This window comes from Salipaludibacillus daqingensis, assembly GCF_029891575.1.
Taxonomy (GTDB): domain Bacteria; phylum Bacillota; class Bacilli; order Bacillales; family Salisediminibacteriaceae; genus Salipaludibacillus; species Salipaludibacillus daqingensis.
Genome location: NZ_JARZHF010000006.1, coordinates 195940 through 221537 on the forward strand (window position 1 = coordinate 195940; position 25598 = coordinate 221537).

At 44.1% G+C, this 25598-nt stretch carries 21 protein-coding genes; 13 read left to right on the forward strand and 8 right to left on the reverse strand.

What is annotated here, in order from left to right:
• Positions 1-44: 44 nt before the first annotated feature.
• The 6 genes from QDN89_RS13275 to QDN89_RS13300 all read right to left on the reverse strand — a co-directional run bounded on the left by QDN89_RS13275 (position 45) and on the right by QDN89_RS13300 (position 6987).
• On the reverse strand, positions 45-1742 hold the full coding sequence (locus QDN89_RS13275; RefSeq protein ID WP_280770631.1) for an ABC transporter substrate-binding protein: 1698 nt from the start codon (positions 1740-1742) through the stop codon (positions 45-47).
• A gap of 16 nt (positions 1743-1758) precedes the next feature.
• Entirely contained in the window at positions 1759-2979 is a 1221-nt protein-coding gene (locus QDN89_RS13280; protein WP_280770632.1) for a dipeptidase, read from the reverse strand.
• Positions 2976-4049, reverse strand: coding sequence for an ABC transporter ATP-binding protein (locus QDN89_RS13285; RefSeq protein WP_280770633.1), 1074 nt, complete (start codon positions 4047-4049; stop codon positions 2976-2978). The genes QDN89_RS13280 and QDN89_RS13285 overlap by 4 nt, the downstream gene beginning before the upstream one ends.
• A complete protein-coding gene (locus tag QDN89_RS13290) occupies positions 4046-5050 on the reverse strand; it encodes an ABC transporter ATP-binding protein (protein ID WP_280770634.1) in 1005 nt (334 codons plus the stop codon). The genes QDN89_RS13285 and QDN89_RS13290 overlap by 4 nt, the downstream gene beginning before the upstream one ends.
• A gap of 21 nt (positions 5051-5071) precedes the next feature.
• Entirely contained in the window at positions 5072-5863 is a 792-nt protein-coding gene (locus tag QDN89_RS13295) for an IclR family transcriptional regulator (RefSeq protein ID WP_280770635.1), read from the reverse strand.
• 323 nt (positions 5864-6186) lie between these two features.
• Positions 6187-6987, reverse strand: a complete 801-nt coding sequence (locus QDN89_RS13300; RefSeq protein ID WP_280770752.1) for a PAS domain S-box protein — start codon at positions 6985-6987, stop codon at positions 6187-6189.
• A gap of 273 nt (positions 6988-7260) precedes the next feature.
• Here QDN89_RS13300 and QDN89_RS13305 point away from each other — a divergent pair, with 273 nt between their 5' ends.
• From QDN89_RS13305 to rbsK, 6 genes are read left to right on the forward strand one after another with little or no spacing between them, the layout of a single operon-like run.
• Positions 7261-8277: a LacI family DNA-binding transcriptional regulator gene (locus QDN89_RS13305; protein WP_280770636.1), complete on the forward strand. Its 1017-nt coding sequence runs from the start codon at positions 7261-7263 to the stop codon at positions 8275-8277.
• 60 nt (positions 8278-8337) lie between these two features.
• Entirely contained in the window at positions 8338-8736 is a 399-nt protein-coding gene (rbsD, locus tag QDN89_RS13310; protein ID WP_280770637.1) for a D-ribose pyranase, read from the forward strand.
• Between the two features lie 29 nt (positions 8737-8765).
• Positions 8766-10253, forward strand: a complete 1488-nt coding sequence (locus QDN89_RS13315; RefSeq protein WP_280770638.1) for a sugar ABC transporter ATP-binding protein — start codon at positions 8766-8768, stop codon at positions 10251-10253.
• The gene (locus QDN89_RS13320) at positions 10250-11200 is read left to right on the forward strand and encodes an ABC transporter permease (RefSeq protein WP_280770639.1); all 951 of its coding nucleotides are present in this window, start codon (positions 10250-10252) and stop codon (positions 11198-11200) included. Before QDN89_RS13315 ends, QDN89_RS13320 begins: the two co-directional genes overlap by 4 nt.
• Positions 11201-11216: 16 nt before the next feature.
• A complete protein-coding gene (locus QDN89_RS13325; protein ID WP_280770640.1) occupies positions 11217-12245 on the forward strand; it encodes a substrate-binding domain-containing protein in 1029 nt (342 codons plus the stop codon).
• A gap of 8 nt (positions 12246-12253) precedes the next feature.
• On the forward strand, positions 12254-13177 hold the full coding sequence (gene rbsK / locus QDN89_RS13330; protein WP_280770641.1) for a ribokinase: 924 nt from the start codon (positions 12254-12256) through the stop codon (positions 13175-13177).
• A 1379-nt stretch (positions 13178-14556) separates the two neighbouring features.
• Here rbsK and QDN89_RS13335 read toward each other — a convergent pair.
• On the reverse strand, positions 14557-14748 hold the full coding sequence (locus tag QDN89_RS13335) for a hypothetical protein (RefSeq protein WP_280770642.1): 192 nt from the start codon (positions 14746-14748) through the stop codon (positions 14557-14559).
• A 23-nt stretch (positions 14749-14771) separates the two neighbouring features.
• Positions 14772-16811 (reverse strand): molybdopterin-dependent oxidoreductase, encoded by a 2040-nt coding sequence (locus QDN89_RS13340; RefSeq protein WP_280770643.1) that lies wholly within the window; start codon positions 16809-16811, stop codon positions 14772-14774.
• Positions 16812-16949: 138 nt separating this feature from the next.
• Here QDN89_RS13340 and QDN89_RS13345 point away from each other — a divergent pair, with 138 nt between their 5' ends.
• The 7 genes from QDN89_RS13345 (at position 16950) to QDN89_RS13375 (ending at position 25382) form a co-directional block, all read left to right on the forward strand.
• Positions 16950-17498, forward strand: coding sequence for a 4Fe-4S dicluster domain-containing protein (locus tag QDN89_RS13345; RefSeq protein WP_280770644.1), 549 nt, complete (start codon positions 16950-16952; stop codon positions 17496-17498).
• Positions 17499-17509: 11 nt separating this feature from the next.
• Complete coding sequence (locus QDN89_RS13350; RefSeq protein WP_280770645.1) at positions 17510-19084, forward strand: PucR family transcriptional regulator; 1575 nt, start codon at positions 17510-17512, stop codon at positions 19082-19084.
• Between the two features lie 225 nt (positions 19085-19309).
• Positions 19310-19984 (forward strand): TorD/DmsD family molecular chaperone, encoded by a 675-nt coding sequence (locus QDN89_RS13355; RefSeq protein ID WP_280770646.1) that lies wholly within the window; start codon positions 19310-19312, stop codon positions 19982-19984.
• A 25-nt stretch (positions 19985-20009) separates the two neighbouring features.
• Positions 20010-22613, forward strand: coding sequence for a molybdopterin-dependent oxidoreductase (locus QDN89_RS13360; protein WP_280770647.1), 2604 nt, complete (start codon positions 20010-20012; stop codon positions 22611-22613).
• A gap of 14 nt (positions 22614-22627) precedes the next feature.
• Positions 22628-23179: a DMSO/selenate family reductase complex B subunit gene (locus tag QDN89_RS13365; protein WP_280770648.1), complete on the forward strand. Its 552-nt coding sequence runs from the start codon at positions 22628-22630 to the stop codon at positions 23177-23179.
• Positions 23180-23200: 21 nt separating this feature from the next.
• Positions 23201-24073: a dimethyl sulfoxide reductase anchor subunit family protein gene (locus QDN89_RS13370; protein ID WP_280770649.1), complete on the forward strand. Its 873-nt coding sequence runs from the start codon at positions 23201-23203 to the stop codon at positions 24071-24073.
• 31 nt (positions 24074-24104) lie between these two features.
• On the forward strand, positions 24105-25382 hold the full coding sequence (locus QDN89_RS13375) for a radical SAM protein (protein WP_280770650.1): 1278 nt from the start codon (positions 24105-24107) through the stop codon (positions 25380-25382).
• Positions 25383-25598 lie beyond the last annotated feature (216 nt).

Consider the following 25598-nt stretch of genomic DNA (forward strand, 5'->3'; position numbering starts at 1 on the left):
GAAATTAAGTCAAATCTAATTTTTCCGTGCAAGACAAGCGACTCTTATTCTTGTAAATACCACTCGTTTATATAATGAAGCGCATCGCCAAAAGCGAGTTCAGGGACACCTTGCAAGCTGTCTATTCTGATCTGAGCTTCCTGTGGATACCATAAGAATAGGTACGGTTGTTCTACTGCCATTAATTCCTGAAGTTCTTGATAAATCTCGACTCTATCCGCTACTTCACTTTCTTGCGATCCGGCTTCTAACAACGCGTCCATTTCGTCATTTTGATAACCAGGAATATTATTGCCTGTCCCTGCATTTGAGGAATGAAGGTAAGCGTATAAGTCAGGATCTGCTGGGTATCTCCACCAGTTCAGACTCATTTCATAATCTCGATCAATCACAACTTTATCGATCATCGTATTCCATTCCATCGTTTCGAGGTTTATATCAAATCCAACCGCAATTAAATACTGTTGAACAAGCTGAGAGATGGGCTCCAAGTCACCTTGAATACCAATTTCAAAATCGATTTCAAACGTTTCCCCGTCTCGTTCAAGAATCCCATCCTCATTTTGTTCCCAACCAGCTTCAGCTAGAAGCTCAATAGCGCGATCAGGATCGTACTCAAGTCCTGGAACGTCTGGGTTATAATATTCCTCTAAGGCAGGGGCAATACCATGATTGGCAATGGTTCCAAATCCTTGTAACGTCGTATCGATTATATTTTGGCGGTCAATCGCATGGACCATCGCTTGACGAACTTCCGTATCTTGAAAACGTTCATCTTCTTGGTTTAGACTGATCCAAAAGAAGCGTGGTGTTTCTCGGGATAAGACATCTATGCCTTCTGTATTTTCTAATTGTTCGACAGAAGCTAAATCATCCAAAGCGAAAATGGAAAGTTCGCCACTCATGATTTGTGCAACGTGCGTGTTTACGTCAGAGAGGACGCGGTATTCCACTTCATCTAGCAGGGCAGTTTCTCCGTGGTAATCGTCGTAGCGTTCTAGCAAGACGCTTTGTCCGGAAGTGTACTCACTCATTTTGAATGGTCCTGTTCCAATTGGATTGTCCTTGTTAAAGGAGTTAACACTCCACGGATCTTCTTCTCCTTCAAAAATATGCTTCGGAATGATCTCCGTGTTAAAACTCAAGTAAGCTGGCATCGCCGCAACGGGAGAATTCATATGGAAGATAACCGTGTGATCATCGACGGCCTCCACTTCATTTACTTCATTAAAGTAAGAAGAGTTATTTGCTCCTAGCTCGTCATTTAACGTAATTTCGTTAAATGTGAAGGCCACGTCTTCAGCTGTGAAAGGTTCTCCATCGTGCCAAAGAACATCATCTCTCAGGTGAAAGGTCCATTCCAATTGGTCATCGGAAGTTTCCCAATCCTCGGCTAAATCTCCTTCTGGGACAAGGTCTAAGCCTGGCTTTGTCAGACCGGAGAAGAGAACTCGGTTAATGACGTTTGACTCTGCAAACGCATTTGGGTGCCAAGGGTTAAACGTTGGATCAGCTACGATAGGAATGGATACTCGGCCTCCAGGCTCACCGGCTGCTACCTCAGAATCGTTCGTATTCGTCTCACTGTCATTTGTGTTGTTCCCATTAGTTTCGGAGCTTTCATTATTAGATGCTCCAGCGTTGTTCGTAACGTCTCCGTCATCATTGTTGTCGAAGGAACACCCTGCTGCCAAAAACAGAAGAGAAGTTATTGAGAACGCTATCCACAGAACCTTTTTCATCGTGTTTTCCTCCTTTTTATTTTGCCCAAGTTTCTTCACAAATGCGGAAGATGTTTCCGCCAACTACTTTACGGACATCTTCTCTGGAATACCCATGTTTTACTAACCAGCGGACAATATTTGGAAACACTTCGGAAGGGTTTTCTAACCCTTTGACATAGTCGACTTTTTCAAAGCTAGGTCCCTTATGAGAGCTTGCTATGGAAAGTTGTCGGGAGAAAACGTTGTGCAGAGCGACGTGGTCACCGAAAAGTGTATCTGTGCCAAATGCAACATGATCAATACCTACAAGGTCTACGAGGTATTCAAAGTGCTCCATGAAAGACTCAATATTATGCTTTGGGTGGTTAGCGGTAATTGTTGTATGAGGAGCGGCTTCTACTGCGATGACACCGCCTTTCTCTGCACAAGCTTTAATGACGTGATCGGGCTTCATACGATTCGTGTTCCATAAAGATCTTGCTCCTACATGAGTCATCGAGATTGGTTTCGTACTTGTTTCGATCGTATCTAATGCTGTTTGATCACCGGAATGAGAGACATCGATGGTGATTCCAAGTTTGTTCATTCGTGCTACCGCTTGCTTGCCAAACACCGTTAACCCGCCGTCATTGGGTTCGCGGAGTCCTGCACCAAGTTGATTAGCTTCAGAGTAGGCAATCCCCATACACCGCACACCGAATCCGTATAACACATCGAGGCGATCCAATTCATTTTCAATCATGGTAGATGCTTCTAAAGAAGCGACAAAAGCTACCTTTCCTTCTTTTTTGGCACGGTATAAGTCACTTATTCGCTCCGCTTTAATGACCATATCCTGATGAGCGATGTCGCTAAAGCGAATACCTAAATCGTGAATCACGTCAGACCATTTCCAACCAGCCTGTGACGTAATCATCGCAGTGCCATCCATGAAATTTTCGAAAATCACGTCCATACCGGAGACACTCACACCTTCATAGCCTGTCCAATCACGGCCTTGGCGGCGGAATTCGAAAATTTGTGAGACATCTTCCGGACAAATAAAGGTGTGTTCGTGCATGGAGGCAATGTTTTCTTCATCTAGTATCTTTCTTACTTCTTCTTCTTGCTCCTCACTTACTTCATAGTGATAAGCGGGAACTCTCTCAATTTCTTTCGCTAGCTTATAGGGTTGATAATCTACACCTTCTTCTAAATACTGAAATGATTTGTAGCCATCATATTTTTTGGCATTTGCGACTTTTTGAGTTTTCATAGATTTACAGCTCCTTTGTCATTTTTCGAGATGCGTTCTTTCAAAGATTCTCCCTCTTCCAAAGGGTAATGGCACGCTACGTGATGACCGGGGCGAATCTCTTCTAGTTCGGGCAACAGTTCTGCGCATTTCTCAGTGGCTAGTGGGCAACGTGTTCGAAAGCGACATCCAGATGGTGGGTTTATTGGGGAAGGGACCTCCCCTTTTAGCACAATTCGTTCTCTTCTTGCAGCTGGGTCAGCATCGGGCACCGTAGAGAGCAACACAGCGGTATACGGATGTGCAGGATGGTCGAATAAATCATCTGTACCAGATAATTCAACCAATTTTCCCAAATACATCACTCCGACTCGATCGGAGATATGTCTGACGACGTTCAACCCGTGTGCGATAAATAATAACGTAAGTCCTAGTTCCTTTTTTAAACGAATTAATAAATTAATAATCTGTGATTGCACGGAGACGTCCAAAGCGGATACAGGTTCATCTGCTACGATGAATTCAGGATCAAGGGCAAGGGACCTGGCAATGCCGATTCTCTGACGTTGCCCTCCAGAAAATTCATGTGGGTAATTATCGATTCGATCAGGATCGAGCCCTACGAGTGCAAGTAATTCCTTTATTTTTTTTGTTCGGGCATCGCCAGTAGCGAGCTTGTGAATGGTTAACATTTCTCCAATGACTTGTCCCACCGTAAAGCGAGGATTGAGGGAGCCAAAGGGGTCTTGATAAATCATTTGTACATGCTTTCGATAGGAGCGAAGTTCTTTTTTGGAGAGATCTGTGAAATTAACATCTCGCAAAAATACTTTTCCGCCAGTAGGTTCTTGCAACCTCAATAAATTTCTACCTAAAGTAGATTTACCGCAGCCTGATTCTCCAACAAGACCAAGTGTTTCTCCTTTATAAATCTTAAAAGAAATGTCATCCACAGCTTTCACGACCTCAGGAGGACCGAAGATTTTCTTCTTTTTTAACGGAAAGTATTTCTGCAAATGCTCTACTTGGATCAGAACTTCTTCTGAAGATGGAGGAGTCTGGGTGTGGTCGGTTCCATGGACGACATTCATGTTGTTTCTCCCTTCTCCAGTGTTCCGTTTCGCACTTCTTCCGCGTGCCAACAAGCGGCAAGGTGACCATAGTGATTTTCTAGTGGAGGCTCGACTTGTACACATTTTTCGGTTTTATAATGACATCTTGGCGCGAATCGACAACCAATGGGCATGGAATGAATTCCAGGAAGCGTACCTTCAATGGAAGGAAGTTCGACGCCTCGTTCACCAGACATTTTCGGTACAGATTCTAACAACCCTTTTGTATAAGGATGGAGCGTCTGCGAGAAAAGCTCTATGGTAGGAGCTACCTCAACAATTTTGCCCGCATACATGACGATAATGCGATCGGAGACTTCTGCTGCGACGCCAATATCGTGGGTGATCAAAAGAATCGACATCTCCATTTCTTGTTTAATTGTTTTTAGTAGCTCTAAAATCTGTGCTTCAATCGTCACATCGAGAGCCGTTGTCGGTTCATCTGCAATGAGTAAATCAGGTTCACAGCCTAGTGCGATTGCGATCATGACGCGTTGACGCATGCCACCGGATAGCTCATGAGGGTATTGTTTGAGTCTTTCTTCCGGCTGATTAATACCAACCAACTCGAGTAACTCAATCGCACGTTGTTTCGCTTTTTTACCTGAATAGGAACGATGAAAATAGAAAGTTTCCATGATTTGTTTGCCGATCGTAAACACAGGATTCAATGCAGTCATTGGTTCTTGGAAAATCATCGATATTTTTGATCCGCGAATGGAACGCATATCTTCATTAGATAAGGATGCGAGATCTTTGTCTTGAAAATGAATACTTCCGTCGATAATTTCGCCGTTTTCAAAGTCAACAAGACGCATGATACTGAGAGATGTTACGCTCTTTCCACTACCAGATTCTCCGACAATGCAGACCGTTTCTCCTTTGTTTACTTCGAATGAAATATTATCCACAGCTTTGACGAGCCCTTGCTCCGTCCGGTAGCCGGTTACAAGATTTTCAACTTTTAGTAATGGTTCCATCAGAAGCCTCCTTACTTAAGATCAATGAGATTCTGTAGCCAGCATCTCGGGACGTTTGACTGGAAAAGATAGTTTTGAGGAAAAGCGCTGTACTTTGTATTTACTTTCAAACAGTAAATCAATTTTCTCAGTCGCAGCGCTCTCCGTTAACCTATAGCTCGGCCCGGCAATGGAAAGAGAAGCAATGACTCGATGTTGTGAATCGAATATTGGCACTGAGACCGCACTCACATCAGGAAATGTTTCGCCGGAGGAAAACAACCATCCTTGGTCTCGAATAACTTGTAGCTTATCGAAAAAAGATTGGTGATCAGAAGTAGCGGGATGTCCAGATTCTTTGCCCATTTGATATACTTCTTCCTGCACCTCAACGGGTAGAAAAGCAAGTATCGTTCTGTGTGAAGCGCCGATGTAAAGAGGGGACCGGCGTCCAATTGATTCAGCAAACCGTACATTTTGGTGACTTTCCGTGATCTTAAAATAAAGGCCGTAGAAATCATCAAGAATCGTAAAGACGACACTCTCCTCAGACTGATTTGTGAGCTCCGACATGATTGGTTCCAAAAGTTCTGTGATTTTAAGGTTGTCATCCATGATTCGACTAAATTCCAAAAATTTAAGCCCAAGCTCGTACTCTTTTGAATCCTTGTTCTGATAAATATAGCCACTCCTTTCAAATGTCGAAAGGATGCGATAGACGATACTATGGTTAATTTCCAACTCGCGGGCAAGTTCTCGCAATTTCCACTTCGGTTTCTCAGAGGTGAAAAATTCTAACACCTGGAGTGACTTCTCTAAAGTTTTTAAACTCATGTACCAACCCCCCATATTTATGAATTTAGTGGTTCTTAAATAGAACCGTTGTTTCTTTTTATTTTCAAACATAGTTTATAGTGCGATTCAATAAAAGTCAAACTATTTTGAAAAGTGAGTATATTTAGTTCGTGAGATTTTATAACAATAGTAAAACAGAAATATATGGAGTAAATGAAAGAAAAAAGCATTTCGGGGTTTTGTAGCCTTATTAATGGTTTCAATCGTCATTCCTTTTTCTTTTCTAACTTTGACGAATCGCTCCCCAATCAAAATGAGCCATACGGAGGTCCGTATGGCTTGAAGTATATTAGAATTTACTGTCAGTTTTTATATAGCCGTTTTCTCTTATCCATGTGTCTGTTTTCTTCTTCTACATTCGAGTTCCGGAGCAATTCGTTAATTGCCTGGTGAAGTGTCTGGTAGGTGGAATACTTAGATAAGTGAGTGTATCTGCTATGAATGGACGGGACAATTTTTGGATGAATGCCTGAAAGAAACACTTCGACACCTAGTAACTTTAAGGTGCTCAACAGCTGTTCAATAATGTAGGCAAGTTGTTCGTCGATGGTATGCAACGAAGACAAGTCTATGGCTAGGTATTGAATGTTTAAATGACGGCATTGTTCTAATGTGTGATCAATGATAATATCTTTTTGGTCTTCTGTATTGATCGATAGAAGCGGTAGGATTCCTACTTCTTTTGTCATTGGAATGATATTGATGGTCATCTCCTTGATCATTGCTTCTCGTTCTTCTTGTTGTTTCACCTCTTCCGTAACATCCTCAATCTGAGTCATGACAAATTCAATCTCATTTTGTTCATCGTAATGAATTTTTGTCTGTACTCTTAACACCATTTTCCGGCCTTTCCACTCCATATGAACTTTCCTGAAAATCATGTTTTGTTTAGCTTTCATCGCTTTAGAAGTCACACGGTTCTCAGATGTCGTGTTAGGAAAAATCTCATGAAGATGTTTCCCGTGCAATTCTTCAAAGGTCACATCGAATAAGTTCAAGTAAGATTCGTTCGCATATAATATGTGTAAATCTTTGTTCGTAATAATAATACTCTCTTCAAATAAATCCATCATTTCTTTAAACATTTGAGTCTCCTCTTTTATTTAACATTCTTCCTAACAATACCCAAAATATAGGGGGGGTGAAACACAATTAGGGTGGTGCTTGCCACTCCACAATTGATGTTGAGCGATAAGTAAGGTTAAATCCGAACACCTTTGCCTAAGGATTTACCTTCTATTATTTGGATTAAAATAAGGTTTAAAAAAAGCTTGCTTTTATTTGAAGAGTTGTGATAGATTCATATTATGTAAGCGCTTTATATTTTTTATTGACCTAAAATGTAAACGTTTAGATTTTGTCGGGCGGTGGTTTTTGTGAAGAAGAAAAAGACAACGATTTTGGATGTAGCTAGTCTTGCCAATGTCTCTGTGGCGACGGTGTCGAGGGTTGTAAACAAGCAAGGCGGGGTCAAGCCCCGTACAGAGAAGAAGATTCTTGAGGCCATTGCAGAGCTTGGTTATGTTCGCAATGCCATTGCGAGAAGCATGGTGCGTAAGGAGACTAAAACGATCGGTGTTCTGATTCCCGACATTACGAACCCCTTTTTCTCAAGGGTTATTTCCGGCATTGAGCGGGAGGCTGTCAGACGCGGCTATCACACGATTTTGAGCAGTTCACAAGATTCAGAGGATATTGAACGTAATGTGCTGGACAATTTTCTCGAACGGGGTATTGATGGCTTAATTATTACAACGTCCAATGAATACGGACAACATCTTGAACGGTTTATGGACTCGGATATCCCGGTAGTTGCCGTGGACCGTCAGCTTCATCATTATGAAGTGGATACGGTGCTTTCCGGTAATCGCGAAGGTGCCTATGAAGCCATTCAGCATTTGACCAATCAGGGCTTTCGTAAAATCGCCATCATACGTGGCCCGCAGTCAACAACACCAGGGCTTGAGCGTTACAGAGGCTACAAAAAAGCACTGAATGATCACGGCATTGACATTGTGGAGGAGTGGATTGTTGATGGGGATTTCGGTGAAGAGAGTGGGTATCAGGCTGCACGGACACTCTATTCGCTTGAGGACAAGCCGGATGCGGTTTTTTCATCCAATAACTTGATGAGTATGGGGGCATTAAAAGCCATGAATGAGCTGCAATGGGAGATTGGGAAGGATCTCGGATTTATTGGATTTGATGATATTGATATTTCCACCTTCCACAAGCCGAACTTAACGATGATCGCGAGAAATATGCAGCATCTCGGTAAGGTGTCTTTCGATTACTTACGAGCACGTATGGATGACGAGAACGAATTCAAACACAAACGGGAATATATTATGTCGCCATCCCTGATTATTCGGGATTCATCCAAACGACCATAATAATATTTTCAATATTCTAAAATGTAAACGTTTAGATTTTCACAAAGGAGGCAGATTTGAATGAAAAAATCAGGAATATTGCATCCGGAATTGGTTAAATTAATCGCGGAAACTGGACATATGGAAGAGCTGGTGGTCACAGATGCAGGACTGCCGATACCGGAGGAGGTCAATACCCGCATTGATCTCGGGTTAAAGGAAGGCATGATTCCTTTTCTGGAATTGCTGGATGAGGTATTGAAGGAATTCTCCGTGGAGAAGATCATTCTCGCGGAAGAAATAAAAGCGAAGAGTCCGGATATGGAACAGGACATTCTGAAACGATTCAAAGGGATCGAAGTTGCCTATCTGCCACATGATGATTTCAAACAGCGCACGAAACAGTCCCGTGGACTGATTCGCTCAGGTGAATTCACACCTTATGCCAACGTCATACTAGTTGGAGGCGTTGTTTACTAAAGGATTCTCGGTATAAAGGGGGTGACAATTTGAGTTTGTTAACACTGAAAGATGTTCATAAAAGCTTCGGTCCAGTCCAAGTGCTGGAAGGAATCGATTTTGAATTGAACAGGGATGAAATTGTTGCACTGCTCGGTGAAAATGGTGCCGGGAAATCGACGCTGATGAAAATCATTGCCGGTGTTCATTCGCCCTCAAGCGGGAAACTTTTGCTTGAAGGAAAAGAAGTCGCCATTCAGTCACCGAAGCATTCACAGCAGCTTGGAATCAGTATTATTCATCAGGAATTTAATCTATTGAGAGACATGAGTATCGCTGAGAATATCTTTCTCGGCCGAATGAAGAAGAATCGTTTTGGTACGGTCGATTGGAAGCGGATGTTCAGTGAAACAGAAGTACTTCTGAAACGAGTGGGAATTGGCCACCTTTCCCCAAAGCAACTGGTCATGGAGTGCTCCATTGCCGAGCAGCAGCTTATTGAAATTGCCAAAGCGTTGTCATTTGATGCAAACATTCTCATTATGGATGAGCCAAGTGCGACGCTGAATAATGAAGAAACCGATAATCTGATGCAACTGATGAAGGAGTTGAACGAACAGCACATCGGAATTATCTTTATCACCCATCGGCTTGAAGAAGTGTTTCGTGTGGCAGATAAAGCAGTCGTTCTCCGAGATGGTCACCTGATTGGCGAAAGGCGTGTTACGGATACGGATAAAGACGAAATCATATCGATGATGGTTGGACGTGAATTGAAAGATATTTATCCCGAGCGGAATATCCAGTCGGGAGACAATCTGCTTGATGTCTCATCCCTTTCTGTGAAAGGAAAGCTGCACGATGTTAATTTGACCCTGCGTAAGGGTGAGATTCTAGGCGTTGCCGGATTGATGGGATCCGGGCAGACCGCTTTATCGAAAGCGATGTTCGGCTTATTGTCCATTGAGTCCGGAGAGGTAAGGATCAACGGCACGTCGGTCCGTTCCCCGCAGCAGGCCATTTCGGAAGGCATTGCACTTCTGACCGATGACCGAAAAAGTGAAGGACTGGTGCTGGAACTGTCGGTGGCCGAAAATATCCTGATGCCGAATTACAGAACGATTTCCAACAGAGGGTATTTGCCGAAGAAAAAAATGAAAACGATTGTCAATCAGTGGATCAAGGAGCTCTCTATCAAAACATCTACTCCTGAAGTGGAAGTGAGAACGTTAAGCGGCGGCAATCAACAAAAAGTGGTTCTGGGAAAATGGCTTGAAACAAAGCCACAGGTGCTGATTCTCAATGAACCGACGCGAGGAGTTGATGTGGGTGCAAAGTCAGAAATCTATAAATTGATTAAGAATCTGGCGGATGAGGGGATGGGTATCATCTTGATTTCGTCGGAAATGCCTGAAATTCTCGGTCTTTCCCACAGGGTATTGGTCATGAACGAAGGTCGTATTACCGGGGAGCTCGATATCCATGAAGCAACCCAGGAAAAAATCTTTGCGTATGCAGTTGGCGGTGAGAATGGATGAATGATCGTTTATTACAATCAGCCTTATTTCTCGATAAGTTTCGTGTATTAATTATCTTCATATTATTACTGTTTGTAGCGAGTATGGTTTCCGATGTATTTTTCACAGTGACGAATCTGATGAATGTCCTTCGACAGGTGTCTATCGTCGGCATTATTGCCGTGGGGATGACACTGGTCATTCTTACTAGTGGGATTGATTTATCCGTCGGCTCGGTGATGGCAGTCACAGGAGCTGTGGCGGCAGGGATTCTCACGGCGGGTTTCCCGTTGCCTGTGGTGATTGTCTTAACCTTGGTTGCAGGTCTCGTGATCGGTGCATTTAACGGCGTGGTGATTGCAAAAGGGAATGTGCCACCGTTTATTGCAACATTGGCCATGATGGTCATTGCCCGGGGTGTCACCCTGGTCATTACCGGAGGAAGTCCGACGGTGATTTCGGATGCGACGTACCGTTTTATCGGTGGTGGGAGGATATTGGGGATCCCGTTTCCAGTCATCCTGATGCTAGGGATCATAGCTGTGATGTACTGGGTGTTGAAGAACACGACATTCGGCCGAAATATTTATGCCGTTGGTGGTAATGAAGAGGCGGCGCGGTTGTCAGGGATTAACGTGACGAAGATTAAAATCAGCGTTTACGCCCTGACCGGTATGTTTGCAGCGGTCTCTGCATTAATCTATACATCGCGACTCATGAGTGCACAGCCGAATGCCGGACAAATGCTTGAGCTGGATGCGATTGCAGCAGTCATTATCGGGGGTACTCGGTTAACTGGAGGTAAAGGGGGTGTCATCGGAACGCTGATTGGTGCATTGATTATGGGGGTTCTGGACAATATTTTGAATCTGGCGAACGTTTCGCCATTCTATCAAGACATCGCAAAAGGTTTAGTCATTCTGGTAGCAGTCCTTCTTGACAGTAAATTATCAAAAATAGGAAAGTAAATGGAGGAGATTTAGAATGAAAAAGAATTGGGTCGTTACGCTGATGATGGGTTTGGTTGTCTTAATGCTGGTCGCTTGTGGGGATAATGGAAATGCGAATGATGGTGTAGCCAATGATCCGTCAAATAATGACGAGTCGAATAATAACTCCGAGAACAATGATGACGAGAATAATGATGCCGCGGTTGAAGGGGATGGAGAATTCACAGTGGCACTTGCTATGAACACACTGGCCAATCCGTTCTTCGTGGATCTGAATGACGGTGCGTTGGAAACGGCGGAAGCTGAGGGGATTAATGTGATTTCATCGGATTCTCAGGGTAATACTGGACAGCAGTCTTCCGACGTGGAGAACCTTTTGATTCAAAATCCAGATTTGCTGATTTTAAATCCGGTGGACAGTGATGCAGCGGCGCAAATCGTCATGATGGCTAATGAACAGGGTGTACCGGTCATTACCGTGGACCGTCAAGCAACCGGCGGAGAAGTACTTGCCCACATCGGTTTTGATGCTCTTCGTTCCGGTAACATTGCAGGGAATTATGTCACGGATGCTTTGGGTGGCGAAGGAAAAGTTGTAGAAATTCAGGGTATTCTCGGAACCAACGTTGGACGTGACCGAAGTCAAGGCTTCAATGACCATGTCAGTGAGTTTGACGGCATTGAAATCATTGCTGCACAATCAGCGAACTTTGACCGAGGGGAAGCATTGAATGTCATGGAAGATATTCTACAGGCGAATCCTGATATTGATGCTGTTTATGCCGCGAATGATGAGATGGTTATGGGTGTACTTTCAGCTGTTGAATCAGCAGGACGTCTGGATGAAATGGTTTTGATCGGGACCGACGCGATTGATCCTGTGATGGAAGCAATTGGTGAAGGACGTATTGAAGCAACAATTGCAGAACCACCATATTTCCTGGGTCGTGATGCCATGCTGACTGCCCTAGAGATTCTTAACGGGGAAGAAGTCGATGAGATGATTACCCTTGAGAATCAGCTTGTGACAGAAGAGAATGTGGATGAAATCGAAACAAGGTAGGTGAGGACATGAGTAAGGTTGTTGTTGTCGGAAGTTATGTGACAGATTTGACTGCACGTACCCCGAAAATGCCCCGTCCTGGTGAAACGGTCCTTGGAGGACCGTTTCAGATGGGACCCGGTGGCAAAGGCGGGAACCAGGCAGTTGGTGCTGCAAGGCTAGGTTCAGAAGTGACCATTTTGACCAAGTTGGGGAAGGATCTCTTCGGTGACGATGCATTAAATAATTTTAATCAGGAAGGCATCAACACATCGTATATCATCCAGACCAAGGATGAAGCGACGGGGGCAGCACTAATCGCGGTCGATCCACAAGGAGAGAACATGATCGTGGTGAGTCTCGGTGCCTGCGGAACGATTACCGCTGAAGAAGTGGAGAAACTTCGAGACAGCATGACGGACGCTGACGTGGTGCTCTTGCAACTGGAGACGTCCATGGAAGCCATTGACGCAACCATCCGCCTGGCTCATGAACTGGGTAAGCCCGTTGTCTTGAACCCGGCGCCTTATCAGGATATCTCTGAAGAGTTACTTGCTATGGTGGACTATATTACACCGAACGAAACGGAAGCGGAAGAGTTAACGGGTGTCCGGGTGACGGATGAGAAGACAGCAGGTGAAGCGGCGGACAAGCTGCATCAGATGGGTGTCGAGACCGTCATTATCACCCTCGGAAAAAAAGGTGTCTATCTCTCAAACAAGGAGTATGATGAACTAGTGGCCGGTGTAACCGTCGATGTGGTGGATACGACCGGTGCCGGAGATTCATTTAACGGGGCATTTTGCCACTTCTTGTCTGAGGGTGAATCGGTGAAGAATGCCTGCGGAAAAGCCAACATCGCCGCAGCCCTGTCCGTAACTAAATTCGGGACAGCACCGGCGATGCCGACAAAAGCTGAATTTGAAAAGCTCTATCACGAAGTAAACCGGTGATTTGCGACATATGTACCATTCATCCCCCTTTGAATCACATAATAGCTTCTCACCGGTTGAAAAACTCCCCCGTCCAGTTCTTGGGCGGGGGAGTTTATTTAGGTGATGCATGTGATGCATGGGGACGGTTCTCATGCGGCAAAAGAGCCGAAACCTTTGCTCAGTTTTCATTAGTTAAAAGAAACAAACAAGATAGGTGCGGCACAGGACAGAAAGCGCCAGCAAGCAAAACTGGAGTACAAGCTTACAGGTGAAAAAGCTTTTAAAAGCCGAAGATGAGCCCTCGTATAAATGACGAGTGCTAGTCTTCGGCACTTTGTGCATCATAAATTTAACTTCCTCTAACAGTTCCTCTTACCATGATTGTAGTTGATTTTCATTACGAAGTTGTTGGACATATTGGCCACACTCATAACGAATCCAACCGTGGGGACGGTTCTTGTGGTTAAAGGGGAGATATCCACATAGTAGAAAATGTACACTTCTTGAAAGAAAGTCTTCATCATCACTGGTCATTATCGTCTAATATATAAATAAACTGTTAATTGAAAAATTTAACAAGTGCAGGCTGGAACATATAGAGTAAATACAGGAATAAAAAGAATGAGAAAATAATAAAAGAGCTCTTCCTATCATTGAGCATCCGAATGCTTACTCCCAATCCTACAAACAAAGGTATCGAAGGAACAATATAATAGGCTGAATACAGGAGGACACTTTCTATAGATGTCATATCAAATGATAGATGAACTAATGCCATTGCTAAAAAACCAATGAATAATAATATTATAGGTAAAGATATTAATAGGATTAATGCATGAATCAGGAAAGATTTCATTAAATTTTTTATTATCACTCCCGCCTTTCTATTAAATTACGGAAGGATTAGACTTTAACCTTCCTCCGTATACATTTAGTTAAACCATTTTCTAAAAACGATTAGCAAGGGAAGTGTTAATACAACTGTACTCCTGGTCAAAATTTCCTTCTCCGATATTATAAGCAACACTTTGTGTCAAGAACCCTCCTAATGAGTAGTAATCCGAGAAAATGATTTATTTATAGTTTTTTTATTAAAGCTTTTTCTTAATATCGATAACATTCGCTAATATTACTAATAAAATAAATAAATTGTTGACTGCGTTTAAAAAAGGATCGCCTAAATACATTTACATGTTAAGAAATGTAAACATCCCAATAAATCCAAAAATAATAAGACAATAATCAATAAAAAAAGTTTAGTCATCGTTACTTCCATCTCTATATATTAAAAGAATAATAATAGAGTAGATTACATTTGAACTTTTGTCAAAAAAAGGATTTTAGTTGTGGGAGAAGGAAGCCCTCGTAATTGGAATGACGAGGGCTTGTCTTACATATTAATTCGGTCTTCCGATCCACGGACTAAACGTTGGGATTTCTGTGTCATAAAATTCAGGATCAATTTCAAATATTTCTCCTGTTGCTAGACCTGACAAGGTTTCGTAAAGGTCTATATAACTTTGTTTTATTAGCATCCCACTTGATTTTTGACCAGTATGACCATATGGATGCTGTTGGCCTCGCGTCATCATCAACATTCGAGGAGGATACGTTATGAGATGGGTTTCACTTTGACATAGCTGTCGTAGTAGGCAATACCTTTTGAACCGGAGGCTATTTCGCCCATGTCGGAATCGATTACGCTGACAAGCTGATTCACTGCCTGGTCTACGGATATGGCGCTTCCTTGATAGATCAGGGCCACTTTTCGGCCTACTTGTTTCGTTACGGATGCCTTCATCGTCAGTTTGGCGTGTTCATTGAATACGTTCACGAGGTCTCCTTCAGTAATACCAGCCTTTGCGGCGAAGTCTGGATGGATGTATACCTGCATCATGCGTTCAGGAATGGCTTCGGTATGCTTGAACTGGGAATTCAATCCTCTTGAATCATGAGGAGTGAACAGCTGAAGAAAGTCGGGATTTGTTTGAACAACTGACTGTTTATGGATCGGGAGTGGCGGCAGTCCATTTTGGAGTGCTTGTTCGGAATAAAACTCGAATTTACCGGAAGGCGTCAAATAATCATGGGTATCCCAGCTGATGACTTTCTCTTCAGGGTAGTGGATTTGTTCCGCTGCTTCGTGTACGTCGTTAAAGCCAAATTGGCGACGTACATCATTGTTCCACTGCCGGTTCAGGTATTCCCGCTTGGTCAAATGTGCAGGGAAGGATGAAGGCGTGTGGAATCGCTCATCGATGCGGCAGGCCAGTCCGCTCATAATTTCAAAATCAGATTTAGCTTCGTGATAAGGTTCAATTGCTTTTTCGTTAAAAGCAAATCCCCTATGCCAGTAACTGGTGGCAATATCCTCCTCTTCAAAAAAGGTGGTGACGGGAAGTACGAGGTTCGACCACTTGGCAGTCTCAGTTAAGAACAGTTCCGCAGTGACGACAAAGGGAATGTGTTTCAAGTGTTCCCGAATTTGACTCGGCTGTGGATCCTGAATCAATGGATTTCGGCAGCTTATCCAGAGGCTTTCAAGCGGAGGGTCGAGAACAGTCCCTCCGAGGTCAATCCAGTGGTTTAAAGGAAGTATGCGATTTGTTTCTTCTAAATGCTCCTTGAAAAAGGCCGTTTGATTCTCGAAGATCCACGTGTCTGAGTGGGCGTAGTGAACGCCGGAGCCGGGTTTGCCAATCATGCCGTGAACCGCAGCGAGAGCGTTTACGGTCCGAACCATCTGCCCGCCATTCGTATGACGTTGAAAACCGAGACCGATCCAGTGAAATATTCGTGATGATGAGGCAAGAAGTTTCTTCAGTGTAGACAAGGCATCCAGGGATAGTCCGGTGTTTTCAAGAACAGCGTCCTCAGTCAAACCTGCTAGAGCCTGATGAAAGGCGTCAAATCCGTGCGTATACTTGTTGATATAGGTTTGATCTTGCAGATCATGATCAATTAGAAATTTCGCTAATTCGTTTGCAAGTAAACCGTCGAATCCAGGATTGATTTGGAAGTAATAATCCGCTAGCTGTGCGGTCTTTGTCAAAATCGGATCGATGACCACAAGCTTTGCTCCTTTTTTTCGGGCGGTTTCGAGATAGCGGATGCTGTGAATCGAAGTCACAGCGGGATTCGCGCCCCAAATGATAATCAGTTCGGCTGCTTCAAGTTGTTCGGGATCTGATGATCGGCCACAACCAAAGTCGTAGAAGGCAGCATCGAATCCAGCAGCGGCGCATGGAGAACCAACAATTCGTGTGGTCGGGCCCATGCTCGAAAAAAACTCCTCAGGTGCATAGTGACCTACAGATAAATCACCGGTATATTTATAAAGACCAATAGGAAGTAAGGAACCGTATTTCCGGTCAATATCAAGCCACTGGTCAATGATAATTTCATAGGCAGATTCCCATGAAATTCGTTCAAATCGACCGCTTCCTTTGGTTTTTTGATACATCGGGTACTTCAACCGCTCTTTATGATAGACCTGATCCACATAGGACAGTCCTTTGGCACAAATTCTTCCATTTGTATAAGGATTATCAGGATCTCCGGCGACCTTCACCAACTGGCCATTTTCCACGTGTGAAATCATACTGCATGTACTGAAGCAGTTTCTAGGACAGACTTGTCTTTTCATCTGCATCGCGCTATCCCTCCAATCCGATAATGTCACTGTATTGTAATGAATACTTACTATCGCGACTTTTCTTCTAGTATATAATAACAATATCAGGAAAAGGCCGAGTTCACACAATTGTCAGCTGTAAAGGGGGCGGGACGGATGGAACAGTATCACTTTATCATTCAGGCTGATCGCTGTATTGAGTGTTACTCATGCAGTGCTTCCTGTTATCAGGAACACCGATCAGCACAGGGGGATTTGCCGAGGCGGAAGATACAGCATCGCACGGGAGATCCGAATTATCCCGTCTATTTATCGATGTCCTGTAATCACTGCCGAAACCCTGTCTGTGTAACCATTTGTCCTAATAATAATTATACAAAACGGCGGGATGGCATCGTGGTTCATGATGATACGCATTGTGAAGGGTGTAAGCTGTGTGTGGAAGCTTGTCCTTTTGATGCCCCGCAGCTGAATCCTATTACCGGAAAAGTAGATAAATGTCACTTCTGTTACGAGCGGCTAAGTGAAGGTTTGGCGCCAGTATGTGTGGCTAATTGTCCCACGGATGCGCTGAACTATGCGAAATTGTCAGATATCGTGGCAGTGTCTGAGCGCTATAGTGGGAACGATGTACCCATATCACGATTTACTTCACCAGCCATCATCATCAAAAAGCAAACTGAATCCAAACAACATTTTCTGTAAGGTGGTCCATTATGAAAACATTGCAGGATTTTCTTCTTTCGTTCCCGTTTAAACATGTAAATCCGATCACCCCTGTTGGTGCGGAATTGATCAACTATGACAGTATCTCCTCAAAACCGTTTGACACGGGAACATCCTCCGACATACTCGTGTACCTTCCATACGTAAACGAAAACCGAAAACGTCTGTCGGATGATGATGTCCTGCAGATCATGCAGCTTCCGCAAGTGGTGGGGGTTTTGATTTATTATCCGCGTGATCTGCCGATAAGGGAACAGCTTAAGGAGATTTATGAATTGTTCAAGGTACCTGTTGTTCATTTGACGTATCCGTTAAAAGAAACGGTATTACATGAAAAAGCCTCATCGAACTATCGATTGATTCAGGACACTCACGGTACCACGATTGACGAGCTATTCCAACGGTCCCTGTCTATAAGGACGGCGATGGCTCAACCGGTTACGGTGATGGACCAGAACTTCAAATCAGTCACACGTCCATATGAGCCGGAGGCGTCATCGGACTGGATGCAATTTCTGATTCAGTCAAGGAGCAAGTGGCTACAGCTGTATTATTTTCATCCAGAGCGTTTTGTTTACGAAGCGGGTAATCAGTCCACAACGTTATCCTGTTACCCGGTGTATGTACAAGAAGAAATCCGTTATTTTCTAATCACGCCTAAAACCGACGTGGAATGGTATGGGCGTTTGCTTGAGTATTACGCGCTCCTGCTTTCTTTGGTTAGTCAGCAGGAGGAAAAAGTAGATGAGCTGCATCTGACATTCAAGAGTCATTTCCTCCACGATCTTCTATATAATAACTTCAAATCGGAACAAGCGCTGCTAGAGCAGGCTGCCACTTGGGGTTGGAATCTCAATGAACCTAACGAGCTGGTTGTTATTCGCGTTGCTGCAGGTGAGAACAGTCAACATCTTCTGCATGAAGGCTGGCGCACTGAACTATTTGATAAATTGTTGAAACGATTCAGGCAGGATCATCCTACGGGAATGATCGAACCGTTTCAGAATGATATTGTGCTGATTCTTAGGATGGGTCTAAGCGGGAGGTTAAAAGAGTATTTGCAAAAAGTGATCACACGTTATATGGAAGATTCCGAAGGTATTATTATTAAAGCGGGAATTGGGAAATGCTACCCGAAAACGAAGGAGTTAAACAAGAGTTATCAGGAAGCGATGATGGCCCTGAAGCTCGGTCATGAATGGTCACGGGAAAATAATGTGTTTCATATCGAAGATTTAGGTGTACTTCGTCTCCTTTTTTATTTGAATCAGGATCATCTGGTGGAATTCAGTTCGTCTTATCTCCAGCCCTTGATCGACTCAGATCAACAGCACCAAACGGACTATCTGGAAACACTGAAGCAGTGGATAATTCATGATACCAGTGTTCAGGATACTGCTGAAGCGATGCATTTTCATCCGAATACGCTCCGAAAAAGGTTGCAAAAGGTCAACAATCTGCTCGGTGTTGATATTTACAATCATGAGGACTTCGTGAACATTAGCATCGCCGTGAAAATTCACACTATCGATTTTTTTCAGACAAACGTCAAAAATTTGTCATGATTTCATAAAAAGCAACTTTCTCTTTTTTGAGGGGGGTTGCTTTTTTATGTGTTTTCACAATTCAGACATGTTTTCTCCTTTAATTACCATCTAACGGTGTGATGCGTCACAGTCTGTGATCATGAATAATGTGCAGAAGCACATCTTCAAACCTAGTGTAATGAACTAAACTGTAAGTAAGTTCATTTTTTCACATTCTAATAAACGTAAGGGAGGAGGGATACGATGACACAAGCAACAGATCTAGACGTTCGACCACTGATGGAAGTCCGTATTTATTATTATGACTTGTTAAGACGACTGTTCAGGCAAGAGCCGGATCAGATGCTACTGGATGAAATTAACGAAATCACTGCTGGTGAGATGCCTTTTGAAGAAGATGAATCACTACTGGCAGAAGGTAAAAAGCTTATGCAAAACACATTGTCACAAGAAGCGACTCTGGACACATTGCATTGGGATTACACCCGTATGTTTATCGGGCCTTACCGATTACCGGCACCGATTTGGGAATCAGCCTACACGAACAAGGATGGTCTTCTGTTTCAAAACGAAACGAGGGAAATTCGCCTTCATTATTTAAAATACAGTTTTTTACCTGCTCAGTATCACAAGGAGGCTGATGATCACCTAGGATTGGAACTTGATTTTATGTACCAGCTGAGTTGCATGACGAGGGATGCATATGAAAAGGAGGACTTGCTCCGTCTGATGGAGCTATTGGCGGATCAACAGTCGTTTCTGGACAGTCATCTCAGAAACTGGCTGCCTGCATTCATTCATAATGTGTCCGTTTCGGCGGATACGGATTTTTACCGTGGAGCCGTTAAGATGTTGGATGGAGTGACTGCACTTGACCAAGATGCGTTGCATGAATTAAAAGCGGAATGTCTTAAATGACGAATGATCTTCGGAGGTGATTGAAATGGCAAGTCTGGTTAAAAAAGCACTGGATAAAAAATTCAGTCGAAAGGCATTTATCGGCTGGTCAGCGGCATTAACTGCAGCAGCTGCAGCACCGACTTACGGGCTCAAGAAGATTGATTCCAAGGTGGCTGCGGAAAAGTTGGAAGAAGAAGGATACTGGGTGGCAGCGTCCTGTTGGCATAACTGCGGTGGACGTTGTCTGAATAAAGGATTTGTTGTGGACGGGATTGTAACGAAGCAGAAAACAGATGATACACATGAGGATACACCGGACTATCCGCAGCAGCGCGGTTGTGCCCGCGGACGTTCCCAACGCCATCAGGTGTTTGGTGTGGACCGGTTGAAATACCCGATGAAACGCAAGCACTGGGAACCGGGCGGAGGTAACAAGGAGCTTCGCGGCCGTGATGAATGGGTGCGTCTGGACTGGGATGAGGCTTTGGATCTCGTAGCAGATGAACTGAAGCGCGTGAAAGAAAACTACGGTAACAAATCGATTATCGGTTCGAGCCGATTGATAAATCACTATGGTGGAGCACTGGTCCGATGGGGGTCTTCATCATCAGGTGCATGGGGCAAGCCACAACAGCATATGGCAGCTAACCTTTCCTGGGGCGGCAGTGATCGTCTCGATTGGCGAAATGCCAAGCTGATTGTCATGTGGGGATCAAATCCGGCATGGAGTAACGGTGGAAATCCGCAGTATAACCTGCTTCAGGCAAAGAAAGCAGGAGCGAAATTCATCTTTGTCGATCCGTTTATTAATCCGTCTATCAAGTCACTGGATGCAGAATTTATTCCGTGTCGGCCTGGAACGGATACGGCATTGCTTCTGGCAATGGCTCATTATATGATCGAACATGATTTACAGGATCAGGAGTTCTTGGACAAATGCACCGTTGGTTTTGATCGGGACAATATGCCAGGGGGCGCTGATCCTGAAGAGAACTTCAAGGATTATGTCCTGGGGACCTATGACGGTGTTCCGAAAACTCCAGAATGGGCTTCGGAAATCTGTGGCACACCACCGGAAAAGATCCGGATGTTCGCACAGGAAATCGGTACGACGAAGCCGATGATCTTCCAATCGTCTTTTGCTCCGGCGAGAACTTACCGGGGACAGCAGTTCTGTCAGGCATTTTTGACGGTTGGCTGGATGACGGGTAACGTTGGTAAACCAGGTGCCGGTGTCTTTACATTGAACTATGCACGGAATCAAAGCTACGGTGGAAAAACCCTTGTTATGCCAGGTGGCCGTGGAATCGAAAATCCAGAAAATCCTTTGTTTCCGGGAGTGACGTTCGGTCCTTATGACGGTTACCGGTTTGCGGAACCGAAGCGTACGGATTTCCATGGGATGGCGTATACGGAAACTTATGATGCGATTTTGAACAGTGAATACACGGCGACGGTACGCGGTAAGGTTCCGTGTGATATCCGCATGATCTGGAAAGTTCGTAACGGCAGTGGCGATAATTTCCTGAATCAGTCGTCGGATATCCAAAAAGGGATTAAGGCCTTTAGAAAGCTTGATTCGATTATCACGAACGACATTGTGCTTTCCACCATATCCAAATACGCAGATATCGTCCTCCCGGCAACGACTGAATGGGAAAAAGAAGGGCGGATCAACACAGGAAACCCTGAAGCGATTTTTATTGCCAACAAGGTAACGGAACCGCTTTTTGAAGCGCGAACCGAAGAGTGGATGGAAATTGAGCTGGGCAAGCGTCTTGGTATTGATGAGGAGACCTTGTATCCAATCAGTGAGAAGCAGCAATTTTTCAACAGTCTCGCAGGTTCACAGGTGATAAAAGACAACGGGGAAGACTATGAGCTGCTGGTGACGATTACAAAGGAAGACATCAAGGACTGGGGTGTTGAAGGTGAACCCCAAAAGGGCCGAATCGCGCTGGATGAGCTATTGGAGAAAGGATCTTACCAAGTGCCGCGTTCACCGGATGATAAGTTAGGTGATGTTAAAGGAAAGGCATTTGTGGATGATCCAGAAGAAAATCCACTAGATACAGAATCGGGAAAGCTTGAAATTCACTGCCAGACACTGGCCGATGAGATCGAAGCATACGGCTTTACCACACTGGCGCCAATTGCAAAATACGAGCCGCCGATTGAAGGGTATGAGGACACATTTGAGGATTGGGAAAACAAAGAAAAAGGTGAATTCCCATTCCAGCTTGTTACCATTCACTATCCAAGAAGAAGCCATTCGGTTTTTGACAATGTGCCACAGCTCCGTGAAGCATTTCCGCAGGAGTTTGTGATGAACAAACGCGACGCTGATAAGCTGGGTTTAAAAGATGGCGAAACCGTTCTGATTCGAAGCCGTCATGGGAAGGTAATCCGTCATCTGTTTACGACAGAAACGTTGATGCCTGGTGTGGTCAGTCTGGGTGAAGGAGCCTGGGTTGATCTTGATGAGGAAACCGGCATTGACCGTGCTGGCGCGACGAACATGCTGAATGGTGCCCATCTAAGCGGTCAAGGTGAAGAGCCTTGGAACACATGCAACGTAACTGTGGAGAAATACAATGGCAAACCGTTAAAGTCCGATGAACATTGGGATCAACGGGTGATATTCTAAGGAGGTGACCGATCATGGGACAAAAAGGATTCTATATTGATTCAACAGTGTGTTCAGGCTGTAAGGTATGTTCCGTTTCCTGTAAAGATGTCAATGACTTAAAAGTTGGCGTCAACTACCGGCGGGTGTATGAATTCGAAGGAGGACGATTCCCGGATACGTGGGGTTTCTTCCTGTCAGTCAGCTGTAATCACTGTGATGAACCGAAGTGTGCGGAGAACTGTCCGACAGGGGCGATTTATAAACGTACTGAAGATGGATTGGTGGTGCATGACGATGATAAATGCGTTGGCTGTAAAATGTGTTTATGGTCCTGCCCCTATGAAGGGCCTCAATACAATCGTGAAACAGGAAAAGCGGGCAAGTGCGACGGCTGCGTTGATTTGGTCGACGAAGGTCAGAAACCCGCATGCGTGGATGCCTGCGTGATGCGTGCTCTCGATTTTGGTGACATGGAGGAGCTTCGGGCGAAGTACGGAGACGGTGTTGAACTGAAGGTTTTTGCAGATAAAGGCATCACACATCCGAACGTCATCGTTAATGCAATTCCTGAGGCTGAAAAATAAGGGGTAAAGGAGGTAATTCAAATGTTTCATGTACTTGCTGAAGAATGGCAGCTACTGTTGTTTACGCTGATGATGCAAGCGGCTGTCGGAACGTTTATGTTTGTTGTCATTGTTCGCAGTCAGTCTAAGTTAGAAATAAACCTTCGGGAAAAAATCACCCGAACAGGATTGATTTTTACAGGTCCATTGGTGGTCATCGGGATTTTGCTTTCGGCTTTCCATCTAGGAGATCCTTTTGGCGCTTACCGTTCGATCATGAACGTTTCCACATCCTGGCTTAGTCGCGAAATTCTATTTACGGGCTTGTTCTTTGTGATGTGGGCTGTGGCCTTTATTCTTGACCGGAAAGGGAAGTGGAATACCTTGTATGGCTGGGTGACGGTAATGGTAGGGGCCGCTGCCATCGTCAGTATGGCTAGCATTTACGCCACATCCATCATCCCGGCCTGGTCGAACTTTAATACGTATTTGACCTTCTTTGGAACAGCAGTTTTCTTCGGGGCATCAATCATGATCTTGATAATCATGAGGGTGAGCATTGAAAAGACGGAACAGGTTCAAACTATTCTGAGATCTCTGGCTGTAACCGGTGGAGTGGTATTAATTGTACAATTGGCGTATATTCCTATTTTTTTGAGCGGATTAACAACTGCAGGAGCGTCAGGTATTCAGTCTCTTGAGGTGATGTCCAATCAGCATATTTGGTCGATAATGCTAAGATGGGCACTGTCACTGGGAGGGATTGGTTTGATCTTGTACGCACTGTTTAGAAACAAAGCGATACAAACGAAGCAGTACGGTTTGTTTTATGCCGCATTTTCAATGATTCTTGTCGGTGAGTTTCTCGGTCGTTATTTATTCTATGCAACAGGCGTACCGATGTTTATTGGGTAATGATTGATTCACATGAAAGGGGATGTCCAACATGAAAAGCATGACGAATGATTTGATACACGTGCAGAACCCTGATTTTCAGGCGTATCTGAGGAGGTATGAACAGATCCGGAGGCAGACGGATCAGGCTATCGAATCCTTGGGGATTTCTTTCGGCTGTTCGGAAGGGGAATGTAATCTCAACTTCGATGAAGACGCAAGGGTTGTGTCGAGAAATCATAACAAGAGTCATTTCGTGAATTGGATTTCCCCTGCATGTGTCGCCTGTCAAACAGGCGAAAAAAGCCATACGTCGTTTATTTCGTTTAAATGTCACAAGTCCTGTTATTTTTGTTTTAATAATAATCAGGAAAATTATGCTGAGTTCCAGGTAAGGAACAATAACCCTGTACTTGAACTCGAGCGGTTACTGAATCAGGGTGAAACGTTTGAACATATAGCCTTAACTGGAGGAGAGCCCCTGCTACATCCGAGGGAAAGTGTAGCGTTTTTCCAATTTGTTCAGGAGCGCTCGCCGAAAACTTATACACGGCTATACACAGCAGGCGATTTATTGAACCGGATACTGTTGAAAGCTCTTGGCGATGCGGGACTTGATGAAATCCGCTTCAGCGTCAAACAGGACGAGACATTAGATCAACATGAGAAGTTGTTCAATCTGATGAAGCAGGCGAAGTCGTTTGTTCCAAAGGTTGTCGTGGAGATGCCGGTGATTCCTGGAACGCTTTCGGAAATGAAAGAATTGCTTCAGAGGCTGGATTCACTCGGAATTGATGGCATTAACCTGCTTGAATTCTGCTTTCCAATCCAAAATCCTGCACCGTTTATTGAGCGGGGTTTCAAGTTGAAGTATCCGCCTTTTGAGACCTATTACAACTACTGGTACGCCGGTGGACTGGCGATTGATGAGAGCCAGAGAATGTGTAAGGAACTGCTGCTTTATTCAGTAGAGAAGGGATTGTCCCTTGGTGTACACTACTGCTCACTGGAGAATAAGCATACAGGCCAGTTGTATCAGCAGAATAAAGCGATCACGGATGATCCGGTCAGAACCTTCTCAGAAGAAGACTATTTTCTGAAGTCTGCTAAGGTGTTCGGTGAGGACATTGATAAAGTGAAACGATTGTTTGACGAGCAAGGATTAGCAGGTTACGAAGTGAACCGTGAACATAAGTACATTGAATTTTCCGTTGGTTACATCCATCGGGTACAGGAACAGCTGAATGTGGAAATCGGGATATCCTGCTCGGTCATTGAGCAGGATCCAACGGGTAATGTGTTCAGGGAAGTTACTATTACACCACTATGAACAGTAACCTCCATCAACAAGTTGAAAAAGAAGAGAAAAATTCCTGAATTGAACTGCACCTCCAATTGTTAGACACTATCTAACAATTGGAGGTGCATTTTTTATGGTTTTCTTCAAGTTTGATGTTGTCAGAATTACTTTAATAACATACAGTAATATTGAAATTCAATAGCATAGATGCTATCATATTGGTAATAATATAATAAAGAAAAGGAC

Excerpts from the sequence above, each read along its gene's own strand:
- QDN89_RS13360 (WP_280770647.1), top strand. The coding sequence starts at position 20,010 with ATGGCAAGTCTGGTTAAAAAAGCACTGGATAAAAAATTCAGTCGAAAG.
- QDN89_RS13290 (WP_280770634.1), bottom strand. The coding sequence starts at position 5,050 with ATGGAACCATTACTAAAAGTTGAAAATCTTGTAACCGGCTACCGGACG.
- QDN89_RS13325 (WP_280770640.1), top strand. The coding sequence starts at position 11,217 with ATGAAAAAGAATTGGGTCGTTACGCTGATGATGGGTTTGGTTGTCTTA.
- QDN89_RS13335 (WP_280770642.1), bottom strand. The coding sequence starts at position 14,748 with ATGACGCGAGGCCAACAGCATCCATATGGTCATACTGGTCAAAAATCA.
- QDN89_RS13370 (WP_280770649.1), top strand. The coding sequence starts at position 23,201 with ATGTTTCATGTACTTGCTGAAGAATGGCAGCTACTGTTGTTTACGCTG.
- QDN89_RS13285 (WP_280770633.1), bottom strand. The coding sequence starts at position 4,049 with ATGAATGTCGTCCATGGAACCGACCACACCCAGACTCCTCCATCTTCA.
- rbsK (WP_280770641.1), top strand. The coding sequence starts at position 12,254 with ATGAGTAAGGTTGTTGTTGTCGGAAGTTATGTGACAGATTTGACTGCA.
- QDN89_RS13345 (WP_280770644.1), top strand. The coding sequence starts at position 16,950 with ATGGAACAGTATCACTTTATCATTCAGGCTGATCGCTGTATTGAGTGT.
- QDN89_RS13295 (WP_280770635.1), bottom strand. The coding sequence starts at position 5,863 with ATGAGTTTAAAAACTTTAGAGAAGTCACTCCAGGTGTTAGAATTTTTC.
- QDN89_RS13375 (WP_280770650.1), top strand. The coding sequence starts at position 24,105 with ATGAAAAGCATGACGAATGATTTGATACACGTGCAGAACCCTGATTTT.
- QDN89_RS13365 (WP_280770648.1), top strand. The coding sequence starts at position 22,628 with ATGGGACAAAAAGGATTCTATATTGATTCAACAGTGTGTTCAGGCTGT.
- QDN89_RS13275 (WP_280770631.1), bottom strand. The coding sequence starts at position 1,742 with ATGAAAAAGGTTCTGTGGATAGCGTTCTCAATAACTTCTCTTCTGTTT.
- rbsD (WP_280770637.1), top strand. The coding sequence starts at position 8,338 with ATGAAAAAATCAGGAATATTGCATCCGGAATTGGTTAAATTAATCGCG.
- QDN89_RS13280 (WP_280770632.1), bottom strand. The coding sequence starts at position 2,979 with ATGAAAACTCAAAAAGTCGCAAATGCCAAAAAATATGATGGCTACAAA.
- QDN89_RS13355 (WP_280770646.1), top strand. The coding sequence starts at position 19,310 with ATGACACAAGCAACAGATCTAGACGTTCGACCACTGATGGAAGTCCGT.
- QDN89_RS13320 (WP_280770639.1), top strand. The coding sequence starts at position 10,250 with ATGAATGATCGTTTATTACAATCAGCCTTATTTCTCGATAAGTTTCGT.
- QDN89_RS13340 (WP_280770643.1), bottom strand. The coding sequence starts at position 16,811 with ATGCAGATGAAAAGACAAGTCTGTCCTAGAAACTGCTTCAGTACATGC.
- QDN89_RS13350 (WP_280770645.1), top strand. The coding sequence starts at position 17,510 with ATGAAAACATTGCAGGATTTTCTTCTTTCGTTCCCGTTTAAACATGTA.